This window comes from Ruminococcus sporogenes, assembly GCF_054655175.1.
Window position 1 is genome coordinate 38075 of record NZ_BAAHOA010000005.1, and the last position, 24197, is coordinate 62271.

Annotated in this window: 21 protein-coding genes; 9 read left to right on the forward strand and 12 right to left on the reverse strand. The window is 39.2% G+C overall.

From position 1 onward, the window contains the following. The first annotated feature begins 41 nt into the window (after positions 1-41). The 5 genes from ACYQ0N_RS14330 (at position 42) to ACYQ0N_RS14350 (ending at position 3492) form a co-directional block, all read left to right on the forward strand. Positions 42-599 carry a zinc dependent phospholipase C family protein gene (locus ACYQ0N_RS14330; protein ID WP_460163065.1) on the forward strand — a complete coding sequence of 186 codons (558 nt, stop codon included), beginning with the start codon at positions 42-44 and terminating at the stop codon, positions 597-599. Continuing rightward, complete coding sequence (locus tag ACYQ0N_RS14335) at positions 599-1759, forward strand: glycosyltransferase family 4 protein (protein WP_460163066.1); 1161 nt, start codon at positions 599-601, stop codon at positions 1757-1759. Before ACYQ0N_RS14330 ends, ACYQ0N_RS14335 begins: the two co-directional genes overlap by 1 nt. Positions 1760-1826: 67 nt before the next feature. Then, a complete protein-coding gene (locus ACYQ0N_RS14340) occupies positions 1827-2327 on the forward strand; it encodes a hypothetical protein (RefSeq protein ID WP_460163067.1) in 501 nt (166 codons plus the stop codon). Then, a complete protein-coding gene (locus ACYQ0N_RS14345; RefSeq protein ID WP_460163068.1) occupies positions 2320-2862 on the forward strand; it encodes a phosphatase PAP2 family protein in 543 nt (180 codons plus the stop codon). The genes ACYQ0N_RS14340 and ACYQ0N_RS14345 overlap by 8 nt, the downstream gene beginning before the upstream one ends. 216 nt (positions 2863-3078) lie before the next feature. Next, on the forward strand, positions 3079-3492 hold the full coding sequence (locus ACYQ0N_RS14350; protein WP_460163069.1) for an EamA family transporter: 414 nt from the start codon (positions 3079-3081) through the stop codon (positions 3490-3492). A 371-nt stretch (positions 3493-3863) separates the two neighbouring features. Here the strand turns inward: ACYQ0N_RS14350 and ACYQ0N_RS14355 are convergent, their stop codons facing one another. From ACYQ0N_RS14355 to lon, 8 genes are all read right to left on the reverse strand, one after another. Beyond that, positions 3864-4499, reverse strand: coding sequence for a dockerin type I repeat-containing protein (locus tag ACYQ0N_RS14355; RefSeq protein WP_460163070.1), 636 nt, complete (start codon positions 4497-4499; stop codon positions 3864-3866). A 472-nt stretch (positions 4500-4971) separates the two neighbouring features. Beyond that, complete coding sequence (locus tag ACYQ0N_RS14360) at positions 4972-5760, reverse strand: TPM domain-containing protein (protein WP_177533231.1); 789 nt, start codon at positions 5758-5760, stop codon at positions 4972-4974. A gap of 12 nt (positions 5761-5772) precedes the next feature. Continuing rightward, positions 5773-6846 carry a TFIIB-type zinc ribbon-containing protein gene (locus ACYQ0N_RS14365; RefSeq protein ID WP_460163071.1) on the reverse strand — a complete coding sequence of 358 codons (1074 nt, stop codon included), beginning with the start codon at positions 6844-6846 and terminating at the stop codon, positions 5773-5775. Positions 6847-6870: 24 nt separating this feature from the next. Next, positions 6871-8181 carry an SPFH domain-containing protein gene (locus tag ACYQ0N_RS14370; RefSeq protein ID WP_460163072.1) on the reverse strand — a complete coding sequence of 437 codons (1311 nt, stop codon included), beginning with the start codon at positions 8179-8181 and terminating at the stop codon, positions 6871-6873. 110 nt (positions 8182-8291) lie between these two features. Continuing rightward, the gene (locus tag ACYQ0N_RS14375; protein WP_177533228.1) at positions 8292-10112 is read right to left on the reverse strand and encodes a hypothetical protein; all 1821 of its coding nucleotides are present in this window, start codon (positions 10110-10112) and stop codon (positions 8292-8294) included. A gap of 153 nt (positions 10113-10265) precedes the next feature. After that, a complete protein-coding gene (gene lysA, locus ACYQ0N_RS14380) occupies positions 10266-11564 on the reverse strand; it encodes a diaminopimelate decarboxylase (RefSeq protein WP_177533227.1) in 1299 nt (432 codons plus the stop codon). 19 nt (positions 11565-11583) lie between these two features. Then, a complete protein-coding gene (yihA, locus tag ACYQ0N_RS14385) occupies positions 11584-12189 on the reverse strand; it encodes a ribosome biogenesis GTP-binding protein YihA/YsxC (protein ID WP_177533226.1) in 606 nt (201 codons plus the stop codon). A gap of 13 nt (positions 12190-12202) precedes the next feature. Next, positions 12203-14596, reverse strand: coding sequence for an endopeptidase La (gene lon / locus ACYQ0N_RS14390; protein ID WP_460163093.1), 2394 nt, complete (start codon positions 14594-14596; stop codon positions 12203-12205). Between the two features lie 270 nt (positions 14597-14866). Here lon and ACYQ0N_RS14395 point away from each other — a divergent pair, with 270 nt between their 5' ends. The 4 genes from ACYQ0N_RS14395 (at position 14867) to ACYQ0N_RS14410 (ending at position 19820) form a co-directional block, all read left to right on the forward strand. Next, entirely contained in the window at positions 14867-15331 is a 465-nt protein-coding gene (locus ACYQ0N_RS14395) for an FHA domain-containing protein (protein ID WP_177533225.1), read from the forward strand. Continuing rightward, positions 15324-16607 (forward strand): FtsW/RodA/SpoVE family cell cycle protein, encoded by a 1284-nt coding sequence (locus tag ACYQ0N_RS14400; RefSeq protein WP_460163073.1) that lies wholly within the window; start codon positions 15324-15326, stop codon positions 16605-16607. Before ACYQ0N_RS14395 ends, ACYQ0N_RS14400 begins: the two co-directional genes overlap by 8 nt. Continuing rightward, positions 16604-17947 (forward strand): penicillin-binding transpeptidase domain-containing protein, encoded by a 1344-nt coding sequence (locus ACYQ0N_RS14405; RefSeq protein ID WP_460163074.1) that lies wholly within the window; start codon positions 16604-16606, stop codon positions 17945-17947. Before ACYQ0N_RS14400 ends, ACYQ0N_RS14405 begins: the two co-directional genes overlap by 4 nt. A 154-nt stretch (positions 17948-18101) precedes the next feature. Further along, positions 18102-19820, forward strand: coding sequence for a cellulase family glycosylhydrolase (locus ACYQ0N_RS14410; RefSeq protein ID WP_177533476.1), 1719 nt, complete (start codon positions 18102-18104; stop codon positions 19818-19820). Between the two features lie 49 nt (positions 19821-19869). Here the strand turns inward: ACYQ0N_RS14410 and ACYQ0N_RS14415 are convergent, their stop codons facing one another. The 4 genes from ACYQ0N_RS14415 to ACYQ0N_RS14430 form a co-directional block, all read right to left on the reverse strand. Further along, positions 19870-20343 (reverse strand): TspO/MBR family protein, encoded by a 474-nt coding sequence (locus ACYQ0N_RS14415; protein ID WP_460163075.1) that lies wholly within the window; start codon positions 20341-20343, stop codon positions 19870-19872. A gap of 114 nt (positions 20344-20457) precedes the next feature. After that, positions 20458-21366: an ABC transporter permease gene (locus ACYQ0N_RS14420; protein WP_460163076.1), complete on the reverse strand. Its 909-nt coding sequence runs from the start codon at positions 21364-21366 to the stop codon at positions 20458-20460. Further along, positions 21363-22274: an ABC transporter ATP-binding protein gene (locus ACYQ0N_RS14425; protein WP_177533220.1), complete on the reverse strand. Its 912-nt coding sequence runs from the start codon at positions 22272-22274 to the stop codon at positions 21363-21365. The genes ACYQ0N_RS14420 and ACYQ0N_RS14425 overlap by 4 nt, the downstream gene beginning before the upstream one ends. 394 nt (positions 22275-22668) lie before the next feature. Continuing rightward, positions 22669-24096: a S1C family serine protease gene (locus ACYQ0N_RS14430; RefSeq protein WP_177533219.1), complete on the reverse strand. Its 1428-nt coding sequence runs from the start codon at positions 24094-24096 to the stop codon at positions 22669-22671. Positions 24097-24197: the final 101 nt, after the last annotated feature.

Sequence of the window (24197 nt, forward strand, 5' to 3'; positions counted from 1 at the left end):
CTTTTATAATAAACCTATCAAAACGACAAGGGAGGAAAAAAATGAAAACTGCTGACCATTTATTTTTAGGAAAAGCATTATCGGATAAATATATGAAGTCATGTTCTGTTTTGAGTAAAAAGGCGTTCATTTTAGGGAATATTTTTCCCGATATAAATTTCTTCACCTATTTACGAGGCGTAGTTTCAAGAGGAAAAGTAAGAGGACATAATTATGAAAGCTCCGAAAAATGTATCAGAAAGCTGACTCAAAAAATCCGTAATAAAAATCGGTTCAGTTTTTTGGGATACTTCAAACTCGGCGAACTTGTTCATTACATTACCGACGCCTTTACTTTTCCGCATAATGATTGCTTTGGAAAAAATCTGAAAAAGCATATGGAGTATGAGGAAAAATTACACACGGCATTCAGTAAATCAGCGCTGATTATTTATAATTACTTACCTGAGAAATTAAGTCTATTTGAAAAAATTGCAAGACTTCATGCAGAGTATCTGCCAAGAGCAGGAACGTATTTATGGGATATAGAACATATCTACAGGGCTGTGCAGATTACAATGAACACTGTATTTATAAAATATCAAAGGGGGACGTTATAATGAAAGTTCTTATAACAACAGATTGGTATGCTCCTGTTATCAACGGTGTAGTTACTTCTGTTTTGAATCTTGAAAGAGAACTCAGAAAAAAGGGACATGAGGTCAAAATTCTTACTCTTGCACGCGGCCCTCATTCCTATATATCGGAAAATGTTTACTATGTCGGCTCGTTCAGTGCGGGAGCTGTTTATCCTGACGCAAGGATAAAAATTCCGCTTCACAGCCATCTGATTATTTCAAGGCTGATCAAATGGAATCCGGATATTATTCATTCCCAGTGTGAATTCAGTACGTTTCTGGCCGCGAAAAAAATCGCAAAGACTCTTAATATCCCAATTGTTCATACCTATCATACCGTTTATGAGGATTACACGCATTATTTTTCTCCGAATAAAAAATGGGGCAGAAAAGCCGTATCAAAATTCTCTAAATGGATTGCAGATTCATGCAGCAGTATAATCGCTCCTACAGAAAAGGTAAGCGAAATGCTTTCAGAATATCGTATAAAACCTCCGGTAAATGTTATTCCAACAGGCATAGACCTTGAAAAATTTTATGCAGACGATTTACAGTCCAATAAAATTATGAAAGAAAAACTCGGTATTTCGGAAAATGATTTTGTATGTATTTATATCGGCAGACTTGCTAAGGAAAAAAATATTGATGAACTTATAAAAATGCAAACAGATATTGACAATACTAATGTTAAGCTTCTTATCGTTGGCGATGGTCCGCAGAGTAAGGAATTGAAAAAAATCACAGATGAATATGGTATTTCAGACAGAGTTATTTTTACTGGAATGATTCCTCCTAAAGACGTCCCCGTATATTACAAATGCGGAAATGTTTTCGTAAGCGCCTCTACCAGCGAAACGCAGGGACTTACTTATATAGAGGCTCTGGCAAGCGGACTTCCCGTAATCTGCCGAAAAGACCGATGTCTCGACGGAGTTATAGACGATGTTATAAATGGATTTCAGTACGCAAATCCGAACGAGTATTGCGAAACAATTAAAGAGCTTGCTATGAATCCGGAATACGTCGGACGTATGAGCCGCAATGCTCTTAAATCAAGCCGAAAATTCGGTTGCGAGATATTTGCGGAACGGGCGGAAAAGGTTTACACAGAAGCAATTACAAATAATTTATCCGCTGTTTAATTTTAATTTAAATTAGGTTTAACAAGCCGAAATATAATATATACATTAAATCAAGGAGGTCGTCAAAATGATTGAAAAGGTTAAAAACATAATTATGAACGCCGACTACAAAAAAACTGCGAGGTTCTTTGTTATTTTTTCACTGATTGCATTTTTGGTCGGCGGAGCGGTTTCAGCGCTCTCGCTGAAAACACAGATCGGGGAAGTTATTTCCTATCACCAGACCTATGAAAACGAACATGAAAAATCGGAAACTGAAAATCGTGAAGAAATTTACGCGGCCAGCAAAGAACATGATAAGGAACATTTTCTTGAATCTGCCGACATCACAAAGCCGTCAATGTTTGCGAAAATCAGCATAGGATTATTCGGCGTAATCTGCGGAATTATCGGCGTTACTTATTGGATTTTGGTTTCGGCTTGGCTCTATAAATCTGCTTCCAACGCGTCAATGACCGGAATTCTTTGGGGACTTCTCGGACTTGCTGGAAATATTTTTGCCGTAATTCTTTTCCTTATCGCCAAGGATATAGTACAGTCGGCAAGAGGTGTAAATCAAAATGCTTGACGTTGAATTTTCAATTCTGGATTTTATTCAGAATCAATTTCGGACATCATTCGGAGATTTTGTTATGCCGCTGATTTCAAAGCTGGGGAACGGCGGCATAATATGGCTTGTTTTATCGGGGTTGCTTTGCGTTTTCCCGAAATACCGAAAAGCCGGCGTTACAATGCTGACAGCGCTTGCGCTTGACGTTTTGTTATGCAATGTTATGCTGAAACCTCTTGTCGGCAGAATGCGTCCGTTTACCGTAAATACAGGCGTGGAGCTTCTGATAAACGCTCCGAAGGATTTTTCTTTTCCATCGGGACATACGGCGGCTTCTTTTGCGGCAGCCTTTGCACTGCTTTTCGTCAAAAACAAGCTGTGGATTCCGTCTATGATTCTTGCTTCGCTGATTGCCTTTTCCAGACTGTATCTGTATGTCCATTATCCAACAGACGTGCTGGCAGGCATACTCCTTGGTCTGATTGTCAGCGTTGCTGCAAATGTAATTTGCCGTCTTGCAGAACCGCATATCAGGAAAATAATCAAATCATAATCTGCTATATGAACATAAAATACAAGAAATTATGGAACGGTTATGCATAAAACAGAAAATAATATACATCATATGATTTGCCATCTCAGTAGCTCTTGTTATTCTCGAATCATTGTAACGGAATTTTTACAAGCTTGTAAATTCTGTACCAATGCATTGAATTTCAATTATAAACATGGTATAATCAATAAATACTGAATTTAAGAAGGTTTAGATATGTGGTTTGTATTTGCTCTTTTATCTGCCGTATTTGCGGCTCTTACATCTATACTTGCCAAAGTGGGAATTGAAGGTGTAAATTCTAATCTTGCAACCGCTTTGAGGACGTTTGTAGTATTAGCTATGGCATGGGGAATGGTTTTTATAACCGGTACGCATAATGGCATTACTGAAATAAGCAGAAAAAGCTGGATTTTTCTAATACTTTCAGGACTGGCTACAGGTGCTTCATGGCTTTGCTATTACAAAGCGCTGCAAATGGGCGACGCGTCTAAAGTAGTGCCTATTGATAAACTAAGCGTTGTAATCACGCTCATTCTTGCATTTGTTTTTCTTCATGAGCAGTTTACTGTGAAATCTGCAATTGGGGCAACGTTGATTACAATCGGAACAATTATTATGGTGATTTAAGCGTAATAATATTAGAATATGAAATGCCCATATACTCCGATGAGCATTTCATGTTTTATTGGATTTCTCTTAATTTAAATAAGCAGAGATTATAAAACTGTTACAAAAAATTTAAAAGAGTAAAACAAACAATAAAGTTTGTTTTACTCTTTTTCTTTATCCCTTCCGTTCAGATTCCTATTACATACGGTATAACTGAAATTCAGAATCCCATTTACTATGAAGTAAACGGAATTCGCACTCTTTACGGTACTTGCTACATGGAAATAGATAACGAAACTGTAAAAGAACGTTTTTGCTTAAAAATTAAATAAATAAAGCGACAGGGAGTGATCCTTGCCGCTTTATTATCTGCATATTATTCGTAAGTATTATTTTGGCAAATTCGCAATACCAAGTAAATAATTAGTTAATAAATCACTGTCATTTTGAGTTGGAGCGCCAAAACTTCCGTCTACATCTGCTGCTTTTAACTGTGATTCAGAAAGTGAAATTTGACCTTTTAAATATTTTGAAAGTATTAACAAATCGTTAGACAAAACTTCTCCGTCCATATTTATATCTCCTACAAGTATAGATGTGCAAGAAACTTTTGATTTTGAAATATTAGAACCGTTTGTATTTTTTACGCTTGTAATGTCAACCGATACAATATCGTTTATATTGGTTACGTTATTTAAAGCGTCAAAAGAAACGACCATTAATGTTCCGGCTGAGCTTGGAGCCGGTGTCTTATTATATGATATATCTATTCCTGTATCAAGTACGGAAAAACCATGAGTTCCGCCTAAATTTCCAATATAAACCTTTTTTACATCAGTTTCATTAAAATTATATCTAAACTGAGCGTCCATACTTGAAACTCCTGAACCGGCAATTACATCAAAGTAATATCTGTATGTTTTATTTAGGTTGGAAGCTGCATCTGCAATAAATAACGAACATACTGATGCGGCAGTAACTGCGGTGCAAATTAATGAGGTCAAAATTTTTTTATATTTTTTCATATTTTATTCCTTTACATCATGTTATTGGATTTTGCTAAAGAAACAGTTCCTCTCTCTGAAGGAAATAAAAATCGATCATGATCAATATTATTATATAACATATTTTGGTATAATTCAACATTTTTGTAAATTGTTTACAAAATGTTTACAATTACTATCTGATATTGACACAAGCAAAAAACGAAAGCCGCTATAAATAACGAATTCCTTTAACACTATTACGAACATAAGAGTAAACCCTAACGCCCTTTAACCTATTACTTAATATCACTAAAATGATAGTTTCCGCTTTTTTGTCTGTAAATTTATTAATTGTTTTACTATGCTTAATTACAATAAATTAATATCCAAACTGCGCAGAAACGTATTTCTAAAATGCTATATTAATGTCAGATGAATTATTTATACTATTTAAGCACACTTTTCGGCATTAATATAAAAATATAAATATCTTTTTTTATTTTCATATATTTTAAAATTTGCCGGAGCTTCCTCCGTGAGTAGAACCGGAAGAGCTTGAATGGGTACTGCTTCCTCCGCCGTCTGAAGAAACTGTTTCTTTTTTAACCTTACTGATACTTTTATACAGAAAAATTTCTCGTCCGCCCGTTATTCTCACAGAACCGTTTCTTACATATGAATTTGCATTATGCTGCGGTCTGACGCTTTTTAACTGACCTTTCAATATAAATGTAACTGCAATAGCCAAAATCAGTCCCGCAATAGCTGCTATAACCGCGATCTTTATATAATACGAAGGCGTTTTAATCTTGTTATATACGTCAAACGGTTCTCCGCCGTCTGCTTGTTTAATAAACTTACCGCACTGTTTTATAAAGGTCGTAAAAGCGCCGTAAAAATCATTGTCGGCAAGGTCGTCTTTCATACTGTCAATTATAAATTCCTGACCGTAATCGGTAAAGACTTCTATACCGTAGCCTTTCGTGGATATTGCCCAGTCTCTTGCCTCCATACTTATAAGAAAAAGAATACCGTCCTCAGCATACCCATTATAATCATAAAAATCATCCGCAAATTCATTAGGAGTTTTGCCGTTTAGAGAATCAACGGTCAATAGAACTATATCCATATTGTATTTATCCGACAGATCCTCAATATTTTCCGATAGTTTCTCTATCTCCTTATCTTCAAGAAGTCCGGCTTCATCTATAACATAATTATCTCTATCTGCCGCAGCCGCAACAGAAAAAATTGAAAAACAAACAAAAACAGTCAGAAAAATTCCAAATAATCTTTTCATCAGCTTACCACCCTATAATAAAAATCCGATTGCAAGCGATATTAACGACGTAACGGCAAAGACAGCTCCAAACCATTTCCAGAATAATCTTTTATCCATAGGAAGATCACCGACAAATTTACCTGTCTGACCGTTCATCGCGAACGTATACTTTTTATCATTCCAAGAAGTATTAAGAATCCATACCGGATATAAAGCGTATCGTACGTTACTCTTAATAAGATTTATACTTGAATTTTTAACAGTAATACTGCTGTACCCCTGCATAAATCTTTTAAATCCTTCTTCAACGCTTATTTTTACCCTCTGATTCGCCCGCTCAATGCTTTGCTCGGAAGTTACGTCATATTTATCGGCAAGATAACCCGCAAGATAAGCGGTCTGAAAGTCAACGGCTTCTCTAAAATCATAAGGCTCGATTGACTCCATGAGATCATCCGGCATCTGAGACGAACCGTCCACCGGAATGCGGTCAAAGGACATTAATCCTTCTTTCCTGACTAAATAATAGCTTGTTTCAGTATAATCATATTTGCCGTCGCTCCAATGCCTTAACCGCTGAGCATTATAATTAACCTTGGAATCCGTATCGCAGTCAAAAAGCCAAAACGGTACATAAACGCCTTTTATTTCATCTATATGATTTTCATCTTTAAATATCTTAGGCAGTAGCTTTTTTCCTTTTATATGGTTATAAAGCGATTCCTTGGCGGATTTTTTATCAAGCTTGAATGGAATAATACAATCAGGACGCAAAGCGCCGGAAAAATTACCCTTCATAACAACCGGATTGTCACAATACGGACATAATGCTGCCGACGTATCAGCGCCGCATATAATCTCGCCGCCGCAGGACTCGCAGGTATAGACGGACATACCCTTTAATTCGTCCTCAGCCCACGAATTGCCCGACGTTTTTTCCCACTGCATTTTATCAGGTTCGTTTTTTATAGCTTCATCATAGGATTTCATTGTTTCCACGTCGAATAACGAATCGCAGTAAGGGCATTTCATCTGCTGCGAAGCGCTGTCAAATTCAATAGCTCCTCCGCATTTGGGACATTTATATTCTAATAGGGTTGACATTATTTCACCTCTACAGCAATTTTATTAACGCGCGTCGTTTTCATCAAATTTATCCCCGCATTCGGGGCAGAATTTAGGTGGATTTTCAGGATTCTCAGGCTCCCAGCCGCATTTATCGCATTTATAAAGCAAAGCTCCTACAGGCTTTGGTTTACCGCATTCTTCGCAGAACTTACCCTTGTTTACATTTCCGCATGCACATGTCCATCCGCTTTCAGAAGGCTTTGCCGTACCGCATTCTGCACAGAATTTTCCATTATTGACCGCTCCGCATACGCATTTCCACTCATTTTTATTTAAGCTTTTATCAGAAGCGTTCTGAGCGGATTGCTGTCCCATAGCAAACAAATTCTGAGCATTAAGCCCCCCTGCCTGCTGTGCCATATTTACGCCCATAAATCCAGCCATAACGCCGCCTGAATTAGACGCTGCCGCCTTCATTGCGTCTGCCTGAGCGCCTACCATCGCAGCTCCCGCCATATTTGGATTTCTGAATACGGCAGTCCTCTGAAGCTCTTTTATCATATCCTCGTCTTCTTTAGGAGCATTAATTGAATTTATACCTATTGAAACAATTTCAAGGCCCCTTAGCTTCTGCCATTTTGCATTCAGCTCATTATTCATAGCCTCGCATAGCTCGGCAGTATGACCCGGCAAAGCGCTGTACCTTATTCCCAAACCGGATATTCTGGCAAACGCCGGCTGAAGAGCGTTAAGAAATTCAGTTTTAAGCTGACGGTCTATATTTTCACGAGTATATTCCTGCTGAACGTTTCCGCATACGTTAGTATAGAACAACAGGGGATCGATTATTTTATAAGAATATACGCCGTTACAGCGGACGGATATATCCACATCAAGTCCTATATTGGCGTCTACCACCCTGAAAGGAACAGGATTCGGCGTACCGAATTTATTATCAACAAGCTCTTTTGTATTAAAGTAGTATACGCGCTGATCCTTACCGGCGTCTCCGCCGTATGTAAATCTTTTACCTATAGTTCGGAATGTATTCAGCAATCCTTTTCCGAGACTTCCGCAGAAAAGACTGGGTTCCGTTGAAGCGTCAAAGGTAAACTCTCCCGGTTCGGCGCATATTTCGGCTATACGTCCCTGTTCAACAATTATCATGCACTGTCCGTCAGCTACCGCTATACCGCTCCCGCTGGTTATTATATTATCATTGCCTTTGGTATTTGAAGAACGCCCGGAGGTCTTTTTTCGTCCTCTGACAGCCAAAACATCATTAGGAATAGAATCGCAGTAAATAAATTCTTTCCATTGATCGGCAAAGGTTCCGCCAACAGAACTGATTGCAGCTTTTATAAGACCCATATAGAACTCCATTCTGCCGCTGTTGAAGCAGCGTAAATTATATAAAAAATAATATTAGCATTTTTATTTATATAATTATATCATTAGATTTTCGCAATTGCAATACTTAATTACTGATTTCTTGAGCTATCAGCGTAAATTTCTGCATAATAAGCATAATTCATCAGCGCCTCGCAAACCGATATAGTTTCCGCGTCATAGTCTGCTCCTGTGTTTAAAACCGTATAAATATATTTTTCAAGATTATATCCTATAGTATCGCTTTTATCATTACCGTACTTATCAGTTATTTTCAACACGTAATCGTCCTTTAGATTTTCAGCGTCTATGCCGTCTATCGCCGCCTTATATTTCTGCTTTTCATTATCCCAGATAAGCGGTACAGATGATTCTTCATTCTTCTGAATATTTTTATAATTAAGATAAAGATCGGTTTCCGACGTTTCAATATAAAAATTCATATTTATCTGAGTATCAACGGATATGTAAGCATGCGTAATTTTAGCTGACGGAGATTCAACGCTGTTTTTATATCCAGATAAATCCTGATACCGTGCATTATACTTTTCAGGCTTGTAAAGCTTAAAATAATCAGACCAAGGACTTTGTGACAGAATTTCCGAAAGATTATCGCTTCCGACTGAATATTTTTCGGCGGAGCCGCTTAATTCAAGTAAAGACAAAAGCAGAGAACGACATTCTTCCGAATCTCCTGAAACCAACGAATCTATATATGTCAGTACTGAATAATTAACCTCCGGTTCACAGCAAACTACCGTTTCATCAGATAAACATTTAACATTGGTTATAATATTTCCATAAAGCTCATTTAAATATTTAGGTATTACCGCACTGTAAATATTATTTCCCTCATAATCACACTGCATTTCACCGCTTCTGCCGCCGTCGTAATATTTCAGGGTAATAACGGAATTATCTATTTCCATATCATTGAGCCTTATATAATATTTCAAACCGACGGCTCTGTCAAGAACAAGACTCGCCCCAATGGTCTCAACGCGCTTTATACCGCAATCAATACATGTATTTTCTGAAAAATTATGCACCGGAGTATTATAATTACGATACATTATTACGTCGTCAGAGCTGCATCTATGAGTTTCAAATACAAAATCGTTACCATTAAGCACCGGAAAATTGTCTATTCCAAGCTTTTGCTTCCATATATCCTCGCTTTGGTTTGTATTCATCAGACTGCATATTTCACCGCTTATAAAATCCTCCTCAGTGACCCCCTTACAATCGCCTTTTGTTTCTCTTGAATCCGATAAATAATAACAATACTTTACAATACCGACATTTTCACCGCATGCCGCTGCATTTTTATCTTTGAGAACTGAAAAGCTGTTTGTTACTCTGCCGTCAAGATCGCAGTAAGCGGTCAGGCCTCCGCAGGACAAGGATTTTAAGCTTATATCGCCGTTGAAACTGCAGCCGCGTATTATACCGCAGTAATTATAGCCCGCGATACCGCCGCAATATCCCTGATCATTGTTGTTTATTATAATTCCGGTTACCGACACCCTTTCAACTGTTCCGCTTAAATAACCGAATAGCCCGTTGAACAGCTCGCCGCCGTCGATATAAAGACCTGATACGGTATGATTACCGCCGTCAAATCTACCCGTAAAGGAAACAGAATAATCCCTGCCGATAGGAATCCAGCTTTCCGTATTTTCCGAGCAGATCTCCGATAAGTCTATATCGTTGCATATAAATGCGTTCGCATCTGAAAAGCCGCTGTTTACGTAATCAGAAAACCATTTCAGTTCATCGGCTGTTTTAATCTGATAGACGCCGTTCTCGCAAATCGGTTCATTACCGGATTCATTTGAAAAAACTATAAATTCCGAATTAACTCCTATAAATGATAATAAAAATAATATGATAAACGGTATTTTTTGCTTCATAATGATTCGAACCCTTTCTGTATAATAATATTATTTTACCATTTTTGTCGAATCATGTCAATCATAAATAAAAAAACTGATACCGTATTACAGGTATCAGTTTGCCTTAAAGCATTATAATATATTAATAAGGAATTTCAAATATTAATAAACTTATATATCATTTCTTATAATATCATCAAGTGTTTCCCTTTTAACAATAATTCTCGAATCCCCGTTATTAACCATAACAACCGCCGGCTTTTGAATTCTGTTATAATTTGAGGCCATGGAATAATTATAGGCTCCTGTTGCGCATACGGCAATAATATCCCCCGGTTCAGCTTTCTGGAGCGGCATTCCCTCTCCGATTAAATCGCCGCTTTCACAGCACTTTCCTGCAAGCGTCACTATCGTATCCTTAGTCTCAGAGGCTTTATTGGCAACAATCGCCTCATATTCTGACTGATAGAGGGCATATCTTGGATTATCAGTCATGCCTCCGTCAATTGAAACATAAGTTCTGACATTGGGAATATCCTTCACTCCTCCGCATGTATAGAGCGTAATACCTGCCGGACCTGACATCGAACGCCCCGGTTCAATAATTATAAAAGGCAGCTTTATTCCGAGCTTCTTGCAGCTATCTTTAACGACTTCAGATACTTTCTCCATATAAGATTCGTATGGAACAGGATCATTTTCCTCAGTATATTTTATTCCAAATCCGCCGCCGAGATTCAATTCAATAATCTCATGTCCGGTTTCATTTTTTATATCGGATATGAACGTAAGCATAACCTTAGCGGCTTCTGTAAAGGGATCAATATCAAATATCTGAGAGCCTATATGACAGTGCAGACCTTTTAAATTTATATTTTCACAGGAAAGAGCCTTTTTAACAGCTTCCATAGCCTCTCCGGTTTCCAGAGCAAAACCGAATTTACTGTCAATCTGACCTGTTCTGATAAAATCATGGGTGTGAGCGTCTATGCCTGGCTTTATTCTGAACATTATACCAGCTTTGACACGCTTTTTTTCTGCAATCTTATCAAGTCTCTCCAGCTCATAAACATTATCTACAATAATCCTGCCTACCTTCATTTCAACGGCATATTCAAGCTCTTCATCAGTTTTATTATTTCCATGGAAACAAATTTTTTCGCAATCGGCGCCGGATTTGACCGCCGTATAAAGCTCGCCGATCGACACAACGTCCAAGCCTATTCCCTCTTCCTTCATGATTCTGCACATTTCAAGACAGCAAAACGCCTTACTTGCATAGCAGACAAGTCCTCCGCCGCCGTAAAATTTATCAATGCTTTCCTTAAAGCTCTTACAGTGTTTTCTTATAAGAGCCTCGTCCATAACATAAAGAGGAGTGCCGTAACGCTCCGCAAGCTCTACGGTATCCGCTCCGCCTGCCGTAAGATGTCCTTTTTCATTCACACTGAGATTTTCGGATACAAACATTAAAAACATTCCTTTCTTTTTACTGCATAGGGGTATCTTCGTCCTCCCCGGAAATTTCCTCAATTATATTTCTTACTTCATCGACTCCTTCAAAGGTCTGCGAAGAAAACGGAATAATATGAATATCTTCAAAATACGGAATCTCCGTTTCAAATGATTTCATACGTTCAAGTCTCCGAGTCTTTTTAAGCTTGTCCGCCTTTGTAAGTATAATAACAAACGGAAGTCCCGAGTCAACAAGATAATTAATCATATGCAGATCGTCGGCCGACGGAGCATGGCGCATATCAATCAGAAGAAAAACCAGTCTTATATCCCTGTCAGAATTCAGATAGCCCTCAATAAGGTCGGCCCAGCGATTCTTTTCCGACTTTGCAACCTTTGCATAACCGTATCCGGGAAGATCAACAAAATATACGTTTTCCAGTCCATAAAAGTTTATAGTGGCGGTCTTTCCCGGCACAGAGCTAACTCTTGCAAGGTTTTTTCTGTTAAATACCTTATTTATAAGAGTGGATTTCCCTACGTTAGATCTGCCGGCAAAGGCTATTTCTATGCGTTCGCACGGCGGTATCTGAGAAAAGGTTCCGTATGAAGCGCTGAATTCCGCTTTATTATAATTCATACTTTCTCCCCCCTTATGAGGTAACCGAAGCGTTCTGCCCTTGATTTGAATCATCGCGGACTATCATCAGGCTTTTGTCAGCCTTGCTTTCAAAACGCAAAGCGGTTTCTAAGACGGTTTCAAGCCTTGAAGCATATACAAAATTAAGAGAAGCTCTTACCACCTCGTCGATTTCGTCAATATCCCCGCGATTTGCTTCCGGAACTATAACAGTCTTTAACCCGACCTTAAAAGCAGCCATTGTTTTTTCACGAAGACCTCCGATCGGAAGAACTTTACCATGCAGGGTTATTTCACCCGTCATGGCTACATCGCATTTTACAGGTATTCCGGATAATGCTGAGACGAGTGCGGTTACCATTGTTACGCCCGCCGAAGGGCCGTCCTTTGGAACGGCGCCCTCGGGCGCGTGAATATGAATATCTTTTGTCTTATAAAAATCCTCAGGGATATTATATTTACGGGCTATACTTCTTACATAGCTTACCGCCAGCCTTGCGCTTTCCTTCATAACGTCGCCAAGAGAGCCGGTTGTTTCAATATTTCCCTTGCCTTCCAGGATAAGAACCTCAAGCGGCATTAAAACGCCTCCGACTGACGTCCAGGCAAGACCGTTCACAACTCCTATTTCGTCGCTGCTTAGTTTTTCATCCGGCAGATATTTCTCCGCGCCCAGATAAGCTTTCAGATTTTTGCGTGTAAAGCTTATTCTTTTCACTTCGCCTGAAACGACGGCCTTAGCGGCTTTTCTGCAAAGAGAAGCTATAACTCTCTCAAGACTTCTTACGCCTGCCTCCTTGGTATAAAAGTCAATTAACATATAAATTACATCGTCATTAATTTTTATCTGAGTACCCTTCAGACCATGCTTTTTTATCTGCTTAGGAATAAGATGCTCCTTTGCAATATGAAACTTCTCTTCCCTTGTATAGCTTGTAAGCTCTATCAGCTCCATTCTGTCAAGCAAAGGAGCCGGTATAGTATCGGTAGTATTCGCCGTTGTAACAAATAAAACACGGCTGAGGTCAAACGGAAGCTCTATATAATGATCCCTGAATTCCTTATTCTGCTCGCTGTCAAGTACCTCCAGCATAGCTGACGCCGGATCTCCCCTGAAATCGTTTCCCATCTTATCTATTTCATCAAATAATATAAGAGGATTGTTAGTTCCGGCGATTTTCATCGCATTCATAATACGTCCCGGCATTGCGCCCACATAGGTTTTTCTGTGTCCCCTTATGTCCGATTCGTCCCTTACGCCGCCCAAAGATACTCGCGCATATTCTCTCCCAAGCGCTTTTGCAATGGAACGTCCAATTGATGTTTTTCCGACTCCGGGAGGACCCACAAGGCATATGATCTGCCCTGTTACCTCTGGCATAAGACCGTGAACGGCTATACTTTCAAGTATTCTTTCCTTTACCTTTTTCATACCGTAATGATCTTTGTCAAGTATTTTTGCTGCTTTGTTAATATCCAGCTTTATTTTTGTCGACTTATTCCACGGAAGTTCAAGAACAGTGTCAAGATAATTTCTGATTACAAACGCCTCCTGAGACGAGGACGGCATTTTTGAAAGTCTTTCGGCTTCCTTTATAAGCTTTTCGGTATTTTCCTCCGAAAGTTTAAGCTCATAAATTCTGTCTATGTAATCGTAAGCCTCGTCCTGACCCTCATCTTCTCCAAGCTGACCTGCAATTACCCTCATCTGCTCTCTTAAATAATATTCTCTTTGATTCTGATCTATATTTTCCTTTACTTCGTCCTGTATTTCCTTTTCAAGCTCCAAAACCTCGACTTCCTTAACAAGACAGCCGTAAAGCATTCCGAGACGCTTCATTATGTTCGATTCCTCAAGCAGCGCCTGCTTATCATAAAAATCAAGATTTATATTGTACGCTATATTTTCAAAAAGCTTATATATGTCGTCCTGACACATTATAGAAGCTACCAGTTCCTTAGGCATTCTTGGAACAAACTCGGCATAGCGTTCAAAAATATCCTTGAGCGAACGAGATATGGCGGTCTGCTCAACCGGATCAGGCTTATACCTGCTGTAATCGTTAAGTTTTTTTACCGCGCATTTTATCATGCCGTTTTCTTCTTTGAATTTTACTGTCCTTGCTCTGTAAACGCCCTCGACAAGAACTCTCATTACATTATCAGGGGTTTTCAGCGTCTGCCTGATTTCGGCTACGACGCCGGTTTTATATAAATCCTCTTCGCCGGGACGCTCAATGTAAACGTCCTTCTGCGCTGTCAGAAAAACCAATCTGTCATTTTTCAGGGATTCTTCTACCGCTTTAACGGATAATTCCCGCGCAATATCAAAATGCATGACAAGTCTCGGAAAGCAGACAAGTCCTCTCATAGCTACTGCCGGCATATATACATTATCTTTCAACATTTCTTCCATAGCGTAATACTGATATCCATAAACGATTAATGGATATGCTCTCCTTTCATATATTTACGACAGCGTATTATCATTAATGCTCTTTTTATACATAATGATACACCTTATTATATCTTATTTTATATCTTTTTGCAAGCATTAGAAAAAATATTTTATTTCCGATTTTTTGTAGAATTTTCATATTTTGTATTACCGCTTGATAATTTACAGAAAATGTATTATAATGTTAAAATAGAAAATAGAAGGGAAGGCTTTACAATAATGGATGCATTTACTGAATTTCTCGGCGAGCTTACAGGCAAGCTTTCCGGATTTGAAGATATTATCGCAGCGTCAGCTCTTATATTGATAGATGTATGCGCTCTGGTTATAATCGCTTTCTGCTCAAAGGAAAAAAAAGCGGTGCAGCAGCAATGGAACAGAGCCGCCAGACATATGATACTAACAGATACGGAAGGCGGTTTCACATTCACACTGAATTCACAGGAAATACTTATGGGAAGGCATATTTCCGCTGACCTAAGATTTCCCGATTTGTCGGTTTCAAGATATCACGCTCTTTTAAGTCTGGAGGACGGCGTCTGGACGCTGACCGATTTGGAATCAAAATCAGGAACCTATGTTAACGGCATGAAAATAAAGCAGCAGCGGCTGAGAAACAACGACGAAATAAGAATCGGGAAAAAAACTCTTTATATAAGGAGGGTAAAACCGCAAAATGTATAAAAACGGTCTTTCATACGGAGGAATAACGCTGCTGTCCCTGCTGACGCACATATCCCTCCTTACGGTTGTATTTGTAAAGGGCGACTACGAAACTATAATTTCTCCGATAATTCTTTCATCAGCCGTTCTTGTTTCGGATATACTTTATTTCTTTATACTTAAATTCCTAAAGCAAAACACATACACATTAGATATACTTCTCATAACTCTTTTAAATATGAGCGTTATTTTCCAATCATGCTTCGGAGGCGTGGGATTTGCATTAAAGCATTTCATTTTTTCCATACTGGCTCTCATATGCTGTCAGGTTGGCTTCAAGCTTGCACAAAATTATCATTTTATAGAAAAATATAAATATATATTCTACGGAATTTGCGGCGTACTCATAGTTTCTATCCTGCTTTTTACCGGAAGCAGAGGAATGTGGATAGATTTGGGATTCATAACTATCCAGCCTTCCGAATTTCTTAAGGTTTTCTTCGTTCTTGTATTCGCCACTTCAATCGCACAGCAGCAGAAAAAGAAAAAGGTATTGTTTGTAAGAGTAGTTTACGACAATATGGCGCTTCTTGCTTTAACAGGAATCATTATGCTTCTTCAGTGGTGGTGCCGGGATCTCGGAAGTCTGCCGACCTTCGCCGCAGTTGCCGGATGCGGCTTTCTTATGCGAATCTGCTATCCTAAGGCAAAGCTGTCTAAAAAGCTTATAATAAGCCTCAGCGCCGTCGGACTTGTTGTAATAATAATCGCTTTAAAATTCGCTCCGTCATATGTTCAGGATAGACTTAACGTTGATATATGGAGCGATCCAACAGGCAACGGATGGCAGCAGTGTCAGGCGCTTATAGCCATAGCAGAGGGCGGATGGTTTGGAAAAGGACCGGGTCACGGAGCGCTTTACAAGGTTCCGGCGGCAGACACTGACATAGTTTTTTCTTCTATCTGCGAGGAATGGGGAATGCTTATGGCGCTGCTGGCAGTATTTATGATTATATTGCTCCTTGCAACAGCGCTGATAAATATACCGCGCTCATATTTCCACACTACTCTGACGGTAGGAGTATGCGCCGCTTTCATTGCACAGATGGCGCTTAATATATTCGGTTCATGTAATATGATACCGTTTACAGGAGTAACAATACCGTTTATTTCACAGGGAGGAAGCTCCATGCTGGCATGCGGCTTTATGATCGGTTTCCTAAAGGCCGGACAGGCGACGGTTTTCCCTGTTCCGATAAGACCGTCGCAACCTAAAATAAACAGGAGAGCAGTATGAAAAGCTTAAAAAGAGGAAAAAATCTGATAACATTTATGATGCTGGTATTCCTTGCCGGAATAATTATGCTGATAGTTAAAATTCAGATGGAGGCGTCGTTTTATATAAGCAATTCAGGTTCACGAGATCTTGGCTATGTTTATGACTGCAACGGCGACATAATTTTTGACGACGAAGCTCAAGAGGGAGATTATCCGGACGGTTATTTCAAAGACGTCGGCAATCTCATAGGCGACGCCAGCGGTCAGATGACTAATACGTTAGTCGCAAACAACCTTGAAAGACTCAGCAACTACAGCTTTACTAAAGGCATTACAAGAAAAGGCGGAAAGGCGGCTATTTACACTACGCTTGACCACAGAGCAAATGAGAGGGTATATTCTGCGTTCGGCAGTAAAAACGGCTGCGCTATAGCATATAACTACAAAACCGGAGAAATATTGATATGCGTCAGCAAACCGAACGTAGATCCTCTGAAGGGCTACGAGGACCTTGAGGAAGGAAGTCTTCTCTGCAAAGCGTTTTACAAAACCGTTCCCGGTTCAACTCAGAAAATTTCAACTCTCATAGCCGCTGTAGAAACTATGGGTATTGATAAGCTGAGCGAAAAATCATTCGTCTGCGAAGGCAGCTATACAAACCGTACGGGAGAAGTAATCAATTGTCATAACCTTTACGGTCACGGAACGCAAAATATAACCGAAGCCTTTCAGAATAGCTGCAATCCGTTTTTTGCACAGCTTGTAGAGGATTCCGACTGGAATCTGAGCGATATTGAAAAAATATACAGGAGACTTGGATTTTCGGTGAACGGATCCGCGTCAGGTTCCATAGACATTAACGGAATAATTTCTCAGACTGCTTCAACGGAGCTAACGGATAAATATGAATTCAACACTCAGTGGAGCTGTATCGGTCAGGGCATGAGTATTGTAAGTCCCTGCCAGATGATGATGTGGCAAAGCGCAATCGCTAATGAATCCGGCAAATCAACTATGCCCTATCTGATAGACCATGTAACAAACGTAAACGGCAGAACAGTCGAATCATCGTCAGTTTCATATTCAGATCAGCTATTTTCATCATCTACCGCATCAGAAGTCAAAAAAATAATGCTGGAAAACGGACTGAATTATACCGGCTCCATACCCGGTTACAATCTTGGTATCAAAAGCGGTACCGCGCAGGTCAAAAACGGTGAAGAAGAAAATTCGCTGCTTACCGGTTTTGTAGATGATGAAAGCTTTCCGATTGCCTTTGCCGTTTTAATAGAAAACCGACAGTCCTCTGATATATCAACCGATTCTATTGTTTACGAAATTTTATCAAATCTTGATTAAAACTTTCATTTTACTTGACTTTTTTTATTAATTGTGTATAATATAATAAGAGAAGATTGATGGAATTTTATTAACTATTTGAGGAGGATTACAATTGAAAATCAAAAAGTTGCTTATTTCCTGCGCAGCTCTTTTTGCTGTGGCAGCGTCGTGCATGACCTCCGCTTTTACAGGCATTACGTCTTCAGCGGAAACTGACGACTGCAACGACGACTGGCTGCATGCGTCGGGCAGCAGGCTTTATGACATGAACGGCAACGAAGTATGGCTGACCGGAGCCAACTGGTTCGGATTCAACTGTTCGGAAAATGTTCCCCACGGACTTTACGCCGCCGACTGTGACAAATTTTTATCTAATGTTGCCGATAAAGGAATTAATATTATACGGTTTCCTATTTCCACAGAGCTGATTTATTCATGGATGAAGGGAACTCCGAATCCGGTGCAGAGTGTTCAGGCAGGATATGATCCGCCGTATGTAGACATAAACAGAGACTTTGTTCTTGAGGACGGAAAAACTCTTAAAAACAGTGAAGAAATATTTGATATAATTATGCAGAAATGCAAAAAATACGGTATTAAAGCGCTCATTGACATTCACAGCCCCCATTCCGACAATTCCGGACATAACTATAATTTATGGTATGGTAAGGAGACAAAGGACGGTACTCTTATAACTACAGACATATGGATAGACACGCTTGTTTACCTTGCCGATAAATACAAAAACGATGATACGATCGTTGCCTATGATTTAAAGAACGAGCCGCACGGTAAAGGTCAGGAAGGAAGCAGCGCCGCAAAATGGGACGATTCAACTGATGAGAATAACTGGGCATATGCGGCGACCAAATGCGCCAATGCTATACTCGACGTCAATCCAAACGCGCTTATACTAATAGAAGGCGTTGAACAGCATTTAAGAAGCAGCAGCTTTACATGGGGACAGCCTGATTCCGAATCAAATCCGCCTTATTATGCAGGATGGTGGGGAGGCAATCTCAGAGGAGTTAAGGATTATCCTATAGAATTGGGATCTGCTGAAAGAAACAGCCAGATTGTTTATTCTCCGCACGATTACGGTCCGTCGGTGTGGCCTCAGTCATGGTTTCAGAAGGATTTTACAACACAGTCTCTGCTTGACGATTACTGGTACGACACATGGGCATATATAAATGATCAGGATATCGCGCCGCTGCTTATCGGTGAATGGGGCGGTCATATGGACGGCGCAGAAAATCAAAAATGGATGGAATTACTGCGCGATTACATGATAGACAATCATATTAATCATACATTCTGGTGTCTTAATCCGAATTCGGGCGATACGGGCGGACTTTTAAGCTATGATTTCATGACATGGGATGAGGAAAAATACGGTCTATTTGAAAAATCTCTCTGGCAAACAAATGTTTCGGGAAAGTATATAGGACTTGATCACAAAATACCGTTAGGCGAAAACGGAACCGGAATGACTGTTACAGAATATTACGAAAAATACGCCGATTCTGAAGGAAGCAATCTCGATTCAGACGGTTCAGTCAATCCGAAGCCGACAGAGGAAACAACAGAGCCTTCACAGGCGGAAACTGAAGCTTCTACAACTGTAACCGAAGCTTCATCTGCAACATCAAAGCCTTCTGACGAAGTTACTGCTTCGAAATACGGCGACGTAAATTTAGACGGCAGTGTAAATATTGCGGACGTTGTAGCGATAAATATGTATCTGCTTAATCCGGAATTAAATACGCTGGAGCCGTTAGGAGCGGCGAACGCCGATTGCGCCAAGGACGGTGAAATTACAACATCGGACAGCCTGCTTCTTATGAATTATGTAGCTATGGTTGTAACCGAGGATAAGCTTGGACAGTAATATAAAATTATAAAGCCGCTTAGTAATTAAACTAAGCGGCTTTATAATTTCAATTAAGAACCAATATGCCTATATTAAGATATGCTGCGAAAATAGTCCAAATAAGATACGGCAGATTGATATATGCGGCAGCCGGACTAATTTTTCTGAAAATCATAATCATAAATATTATCAGTATCAGCAGAATTATGATTACTGCAACAGATAATCCCATTTGCTGAAATTTGAAAAATACGATACTCCACAAAAAGTTTACAAATAATTGCAATCCGTATAAAGCCAAAGCGAATTTCTTTTTACTGTCGCTTGCGTCTGAAACATAAATCATATACGCCGAAACTCCCATAAGAGCGTAAATAAAAAACCAAACTGCCGGAAAAACTGCTGAGGGAGGAGACAAAGACGGTTTTGTCAGCTCACTGTAATAAGAAAACGCGTTTCCTGTAATAAGTCCTGACAATGCCCCTACCAGTTCTGTAATCACAATAAATATAAGCAGCTCAGTTAATTGTATCTTTTTCATAATCACTCCTGTTAAATATTAATTTTAATATATTTAAATTTATGCGGCTTATATAAAATTAATTCGTATTTTACTATGAATAAAAAAACGGCGGCAAATGCCGCCTCGCATATATTAATTAGCTTTTCTGCCTTTCCAGACGTTAAGAACGATATAAATTGCTATTAAAATAATAACTGAAACTCCAAGAATTAAATACATTGAAGTAATACTTACGTCATTTCCGAAAAAATATAGATTGCAGTCAACTGAATCCTTAATTCCGTTTATAACTTCTGATGGAAATCCCTGATTTTCCATTTCCTCAAAAACGCCGCGAAGAGCATGATTTCTCATAAGAGAAGTACCGTATGTTCCGGGCAGAAAAGAAATTACCTTTTGAAGTCCTTCCCCGAACTGGGATATAGGCATATAGGCTCCGCATATAAATCCGTATCCTGCGCTTATAATAGTACCAACTGCCGACATTTGTCCCTGTGACGACAGAAAAAAATTAACTATACTTGACAAGGCGGCGCCAAACATAACCAATAAAAATATGTCAAGCATTATAAAAATAATATCTGTAATCGACAAATACCAGCCTGTATTTGCTATGTATACCAGTGAAGCTGCGGCGGCAACAATGCAAATAATAAGAGTAGTCAATACGGTGGAAATATAATATCCTAAAGCTAATGTTGAGTTTTTAACAGGCGCAATTCCCAAATCATGTCGCGCCCCTGTTACCTTATCCTGAACCATAAGCATATTGGAACAGAATGAAACTGTAACACAGCAAACCGCAAGCAAAGAGGAAAAAAGCTGTCCTCCTACGCAACCGTTTATTAACTTATCCGGCGCTGTAAAACCGTTTCCCATATTTTCCAAGCTTCCGCTGAAAGTGTCACGGTAAACATTATTTAAAAATGTAGAATAAAGAAACAGAAGTATCAGCGGCGTTATAAGGGAAGTAAAAAACATCCCCTTATCTTTAAAAAACAGCTTAGTATCTCGTTTTATAAGAGCCTTCAGTTTACTCATTTTTCTGATCCTCCCAAAAGTTTTTTACCTGTAACCGAGAGAAAAACATCGTCCATTTTACCCTTTACAATTTCATAATCCTCAAAAATTTCCGGGTACTTTATTATAAGCTTCGTTGCCTCCGATGTATTTGGCACCGCAATACGATATGCTCCCCTTAAATATTCATAATCTGAAAATCTCTTTTTTACCTGTTTCTCGTCAACTCCGTAAAGAGTAATAAAATCTCCGGTATACTCGTTTTTCAATTCACGGGGAGTACCCTCTGCTGAAATTCTTCCACCGTCTAAAATAACAACATAATCGGCGTCTGACGCTTCTTCCATATAATGCGTCGTTAAAAATACAGTCATTTTATTTTTATCCTTTAAACCTGAAATTACATTCCAAAGTAATTTTCTTGTCTGAGGATCAAGTCCCGTTGTCGGCTCGTCCAGGATAAGTATTTTCGGTTCATGAAGCAACGCACGCGCAACATCAATTCTGCGCCTCTGTCCGCCGGAAAGCTTTCCGACAGCTCTTCCAAGTAAATCATCAAATTCAAGAAGCTGTGAAAGCTCTGAAAGTCTGTTCTTAAAGGCTTTACCGTTTATACCGTAAAGAGCCGCACGACTTTCCAAATTGTCCTTGACAGTCAAAGCCTTATCAAGTACCGAATTCTGAAATACCACGCCTAATTTATTTTTTATTTTACTCATATCGAAATCAAGATCCAAATCGTCTATTATAACCTTTCCTGAATCCTTAGCAAGCTGACCGCACATAATAGATATTGCAGTGCTTTTGCCCGCACCGTTTACTCCCAGAAACGCAAACAGCTCTCCCTCTTTGACCTTAAGACTCAGGTCCTGTACAGCCCTTACCTCGCCGAAGCTCTTATTAAGATTACTTATTTTTATAATATTCATATATCCTTCCTTTCAAAGCTTATTATTTTAGTTATTTAACTATACAACTTTTTTAAATTTATTCAGGTTTTATGACTATGGCAATTTTATAGTTCAGTTTTCAAATCACATCTATATAAGTATAACATATGATTTATGAAATAGCAAATTATAATATTCTTTCTCTAAATGTAAACTTTTTATGAACAAACATAGAAAAGTCTTGAAATTTGTAAAAAAATGGTATATAATTAATTTGTAATCTTAAAAACCCTGAGTTTATAAGATTTCCCTCATTTTTTCAAAATCCCGTCTTAATCTAAGGCGGGATTTTTTTATTGCATAAAAAAAGCGGCGTCTGTTTAACACAAACGCCTCCGGAAGGATAATTGTTTATATAAAAGATGAAATAATATCAATTTTGAGTAGACTCACTGCCTCCGAATATTTGATCTCCCTGTGTTACTTCCTCCAAGGTTACATCAATATTAATATCTGCTCCATTCCTTGAAATGTTAAGAGTAATCGTATCTCCCGCATTATGCTCATCCTTTTTCTTGTTAAGCTCGTCATCAGTAGATACAGATTCTCCGTTTACGCCGATTATTATATCTCCGGCCTGAATGCCGGCCTTTTCAGCAGCTCCGTTAGGAGTAACTGATCTAACATAAACGCCGATAGGCATATTATAAAGAGTCGCCGTATATTCATCTACGTTGCTTACGCTGATACCGATCTGCGGTCTGCCTGTAACATAACCGTAATTAATCAAATCGTCGATAATTGTCTGAGCCTGAGTCATAGGAATAGCAAATCCGAGACCTTCAACAGAAGCAGAACCTGACGTCGAGTATGTTGACGACATTTTAGCAGAATTTATTCCTATCACCTGACCATAGCTGTTTACAAGCGGACCGCCCGAATTACCCGAGTTAATCGCTGCGTCCGTCTGAATAAGGCTCATGTTCTTATCGTTTATAGTAATTTCACGATTCAGCGCAGAAACTATACCGCATGTTACAGAGCCAAAAAGCTCGAATCCAAGCGGATTACCGATGGCAATAACAAGCTCTCCTACCTGAAGATCGTCGCTGCTGCCAAATTCGGCTGCCTGAAGATCCTTTGCGTCAACCTTTAAAACGGCTATATCGGTATCCTCGTCATAGCCCTTTATTGTAGCCTCATACTCGGTTTTATCAGACATAAGTACTGAAACCGAGCTTGCTACGCCGTATCCGTATTCTGTGTCGTTAATAACATGGGCGTTAGTAATAATATATCCGTCCGAGGTCATTACAATACCTGTACCAGTTGCAGTTGCCGGCTGAGTCTGAGTCTGCCCCTGACCGAAAAACCATCCGCCCGACGTGTCTCCGCCGGTCGTTGTAAATTCAGAGGATATTCCTACTACCGCAGGCATAACCTTTTCAACCGCCTCCGGTATAGTCAGACCGTCTGATCTTGCAGCAAGCTGAAGCCAGCTCTTGCTTTCGCCTGTCGCTTTATTTGACGTCTGCGACGATGAATTATCGTCATCACCGGAATCTTCTTTTTTGTCGGTTTGAGAGCTGCTTGACCTGCTGAAAAAGCCGTCAAGCTTGTCATTGCTGTCCAGATACCTGTAGCACTGTATCGAACCTGCTGAAATTACAGCCGCGCATACTGCAAAAGCAATAACCTTTGTAAACACATGTTTTTTCTTTTTGGGCTTTTCAATATCAGGACCGTTGGACTGCGCATTGTTTTCCTTCGGATAATTATAGCTGAAAGAACTATGATTATTCTGATCTTCCGAATTATTCTGAACGTTATCTTCAGGACGGTTAAAATCGTTATCTAACATAATAAAACTTCCTTTCTATGTAAAGCATAATTGTTTTTTGTGTATGATTATATTATACTTTTTTGTGTGAAAACTATATGATAGCCTACAGAAAAAAATGT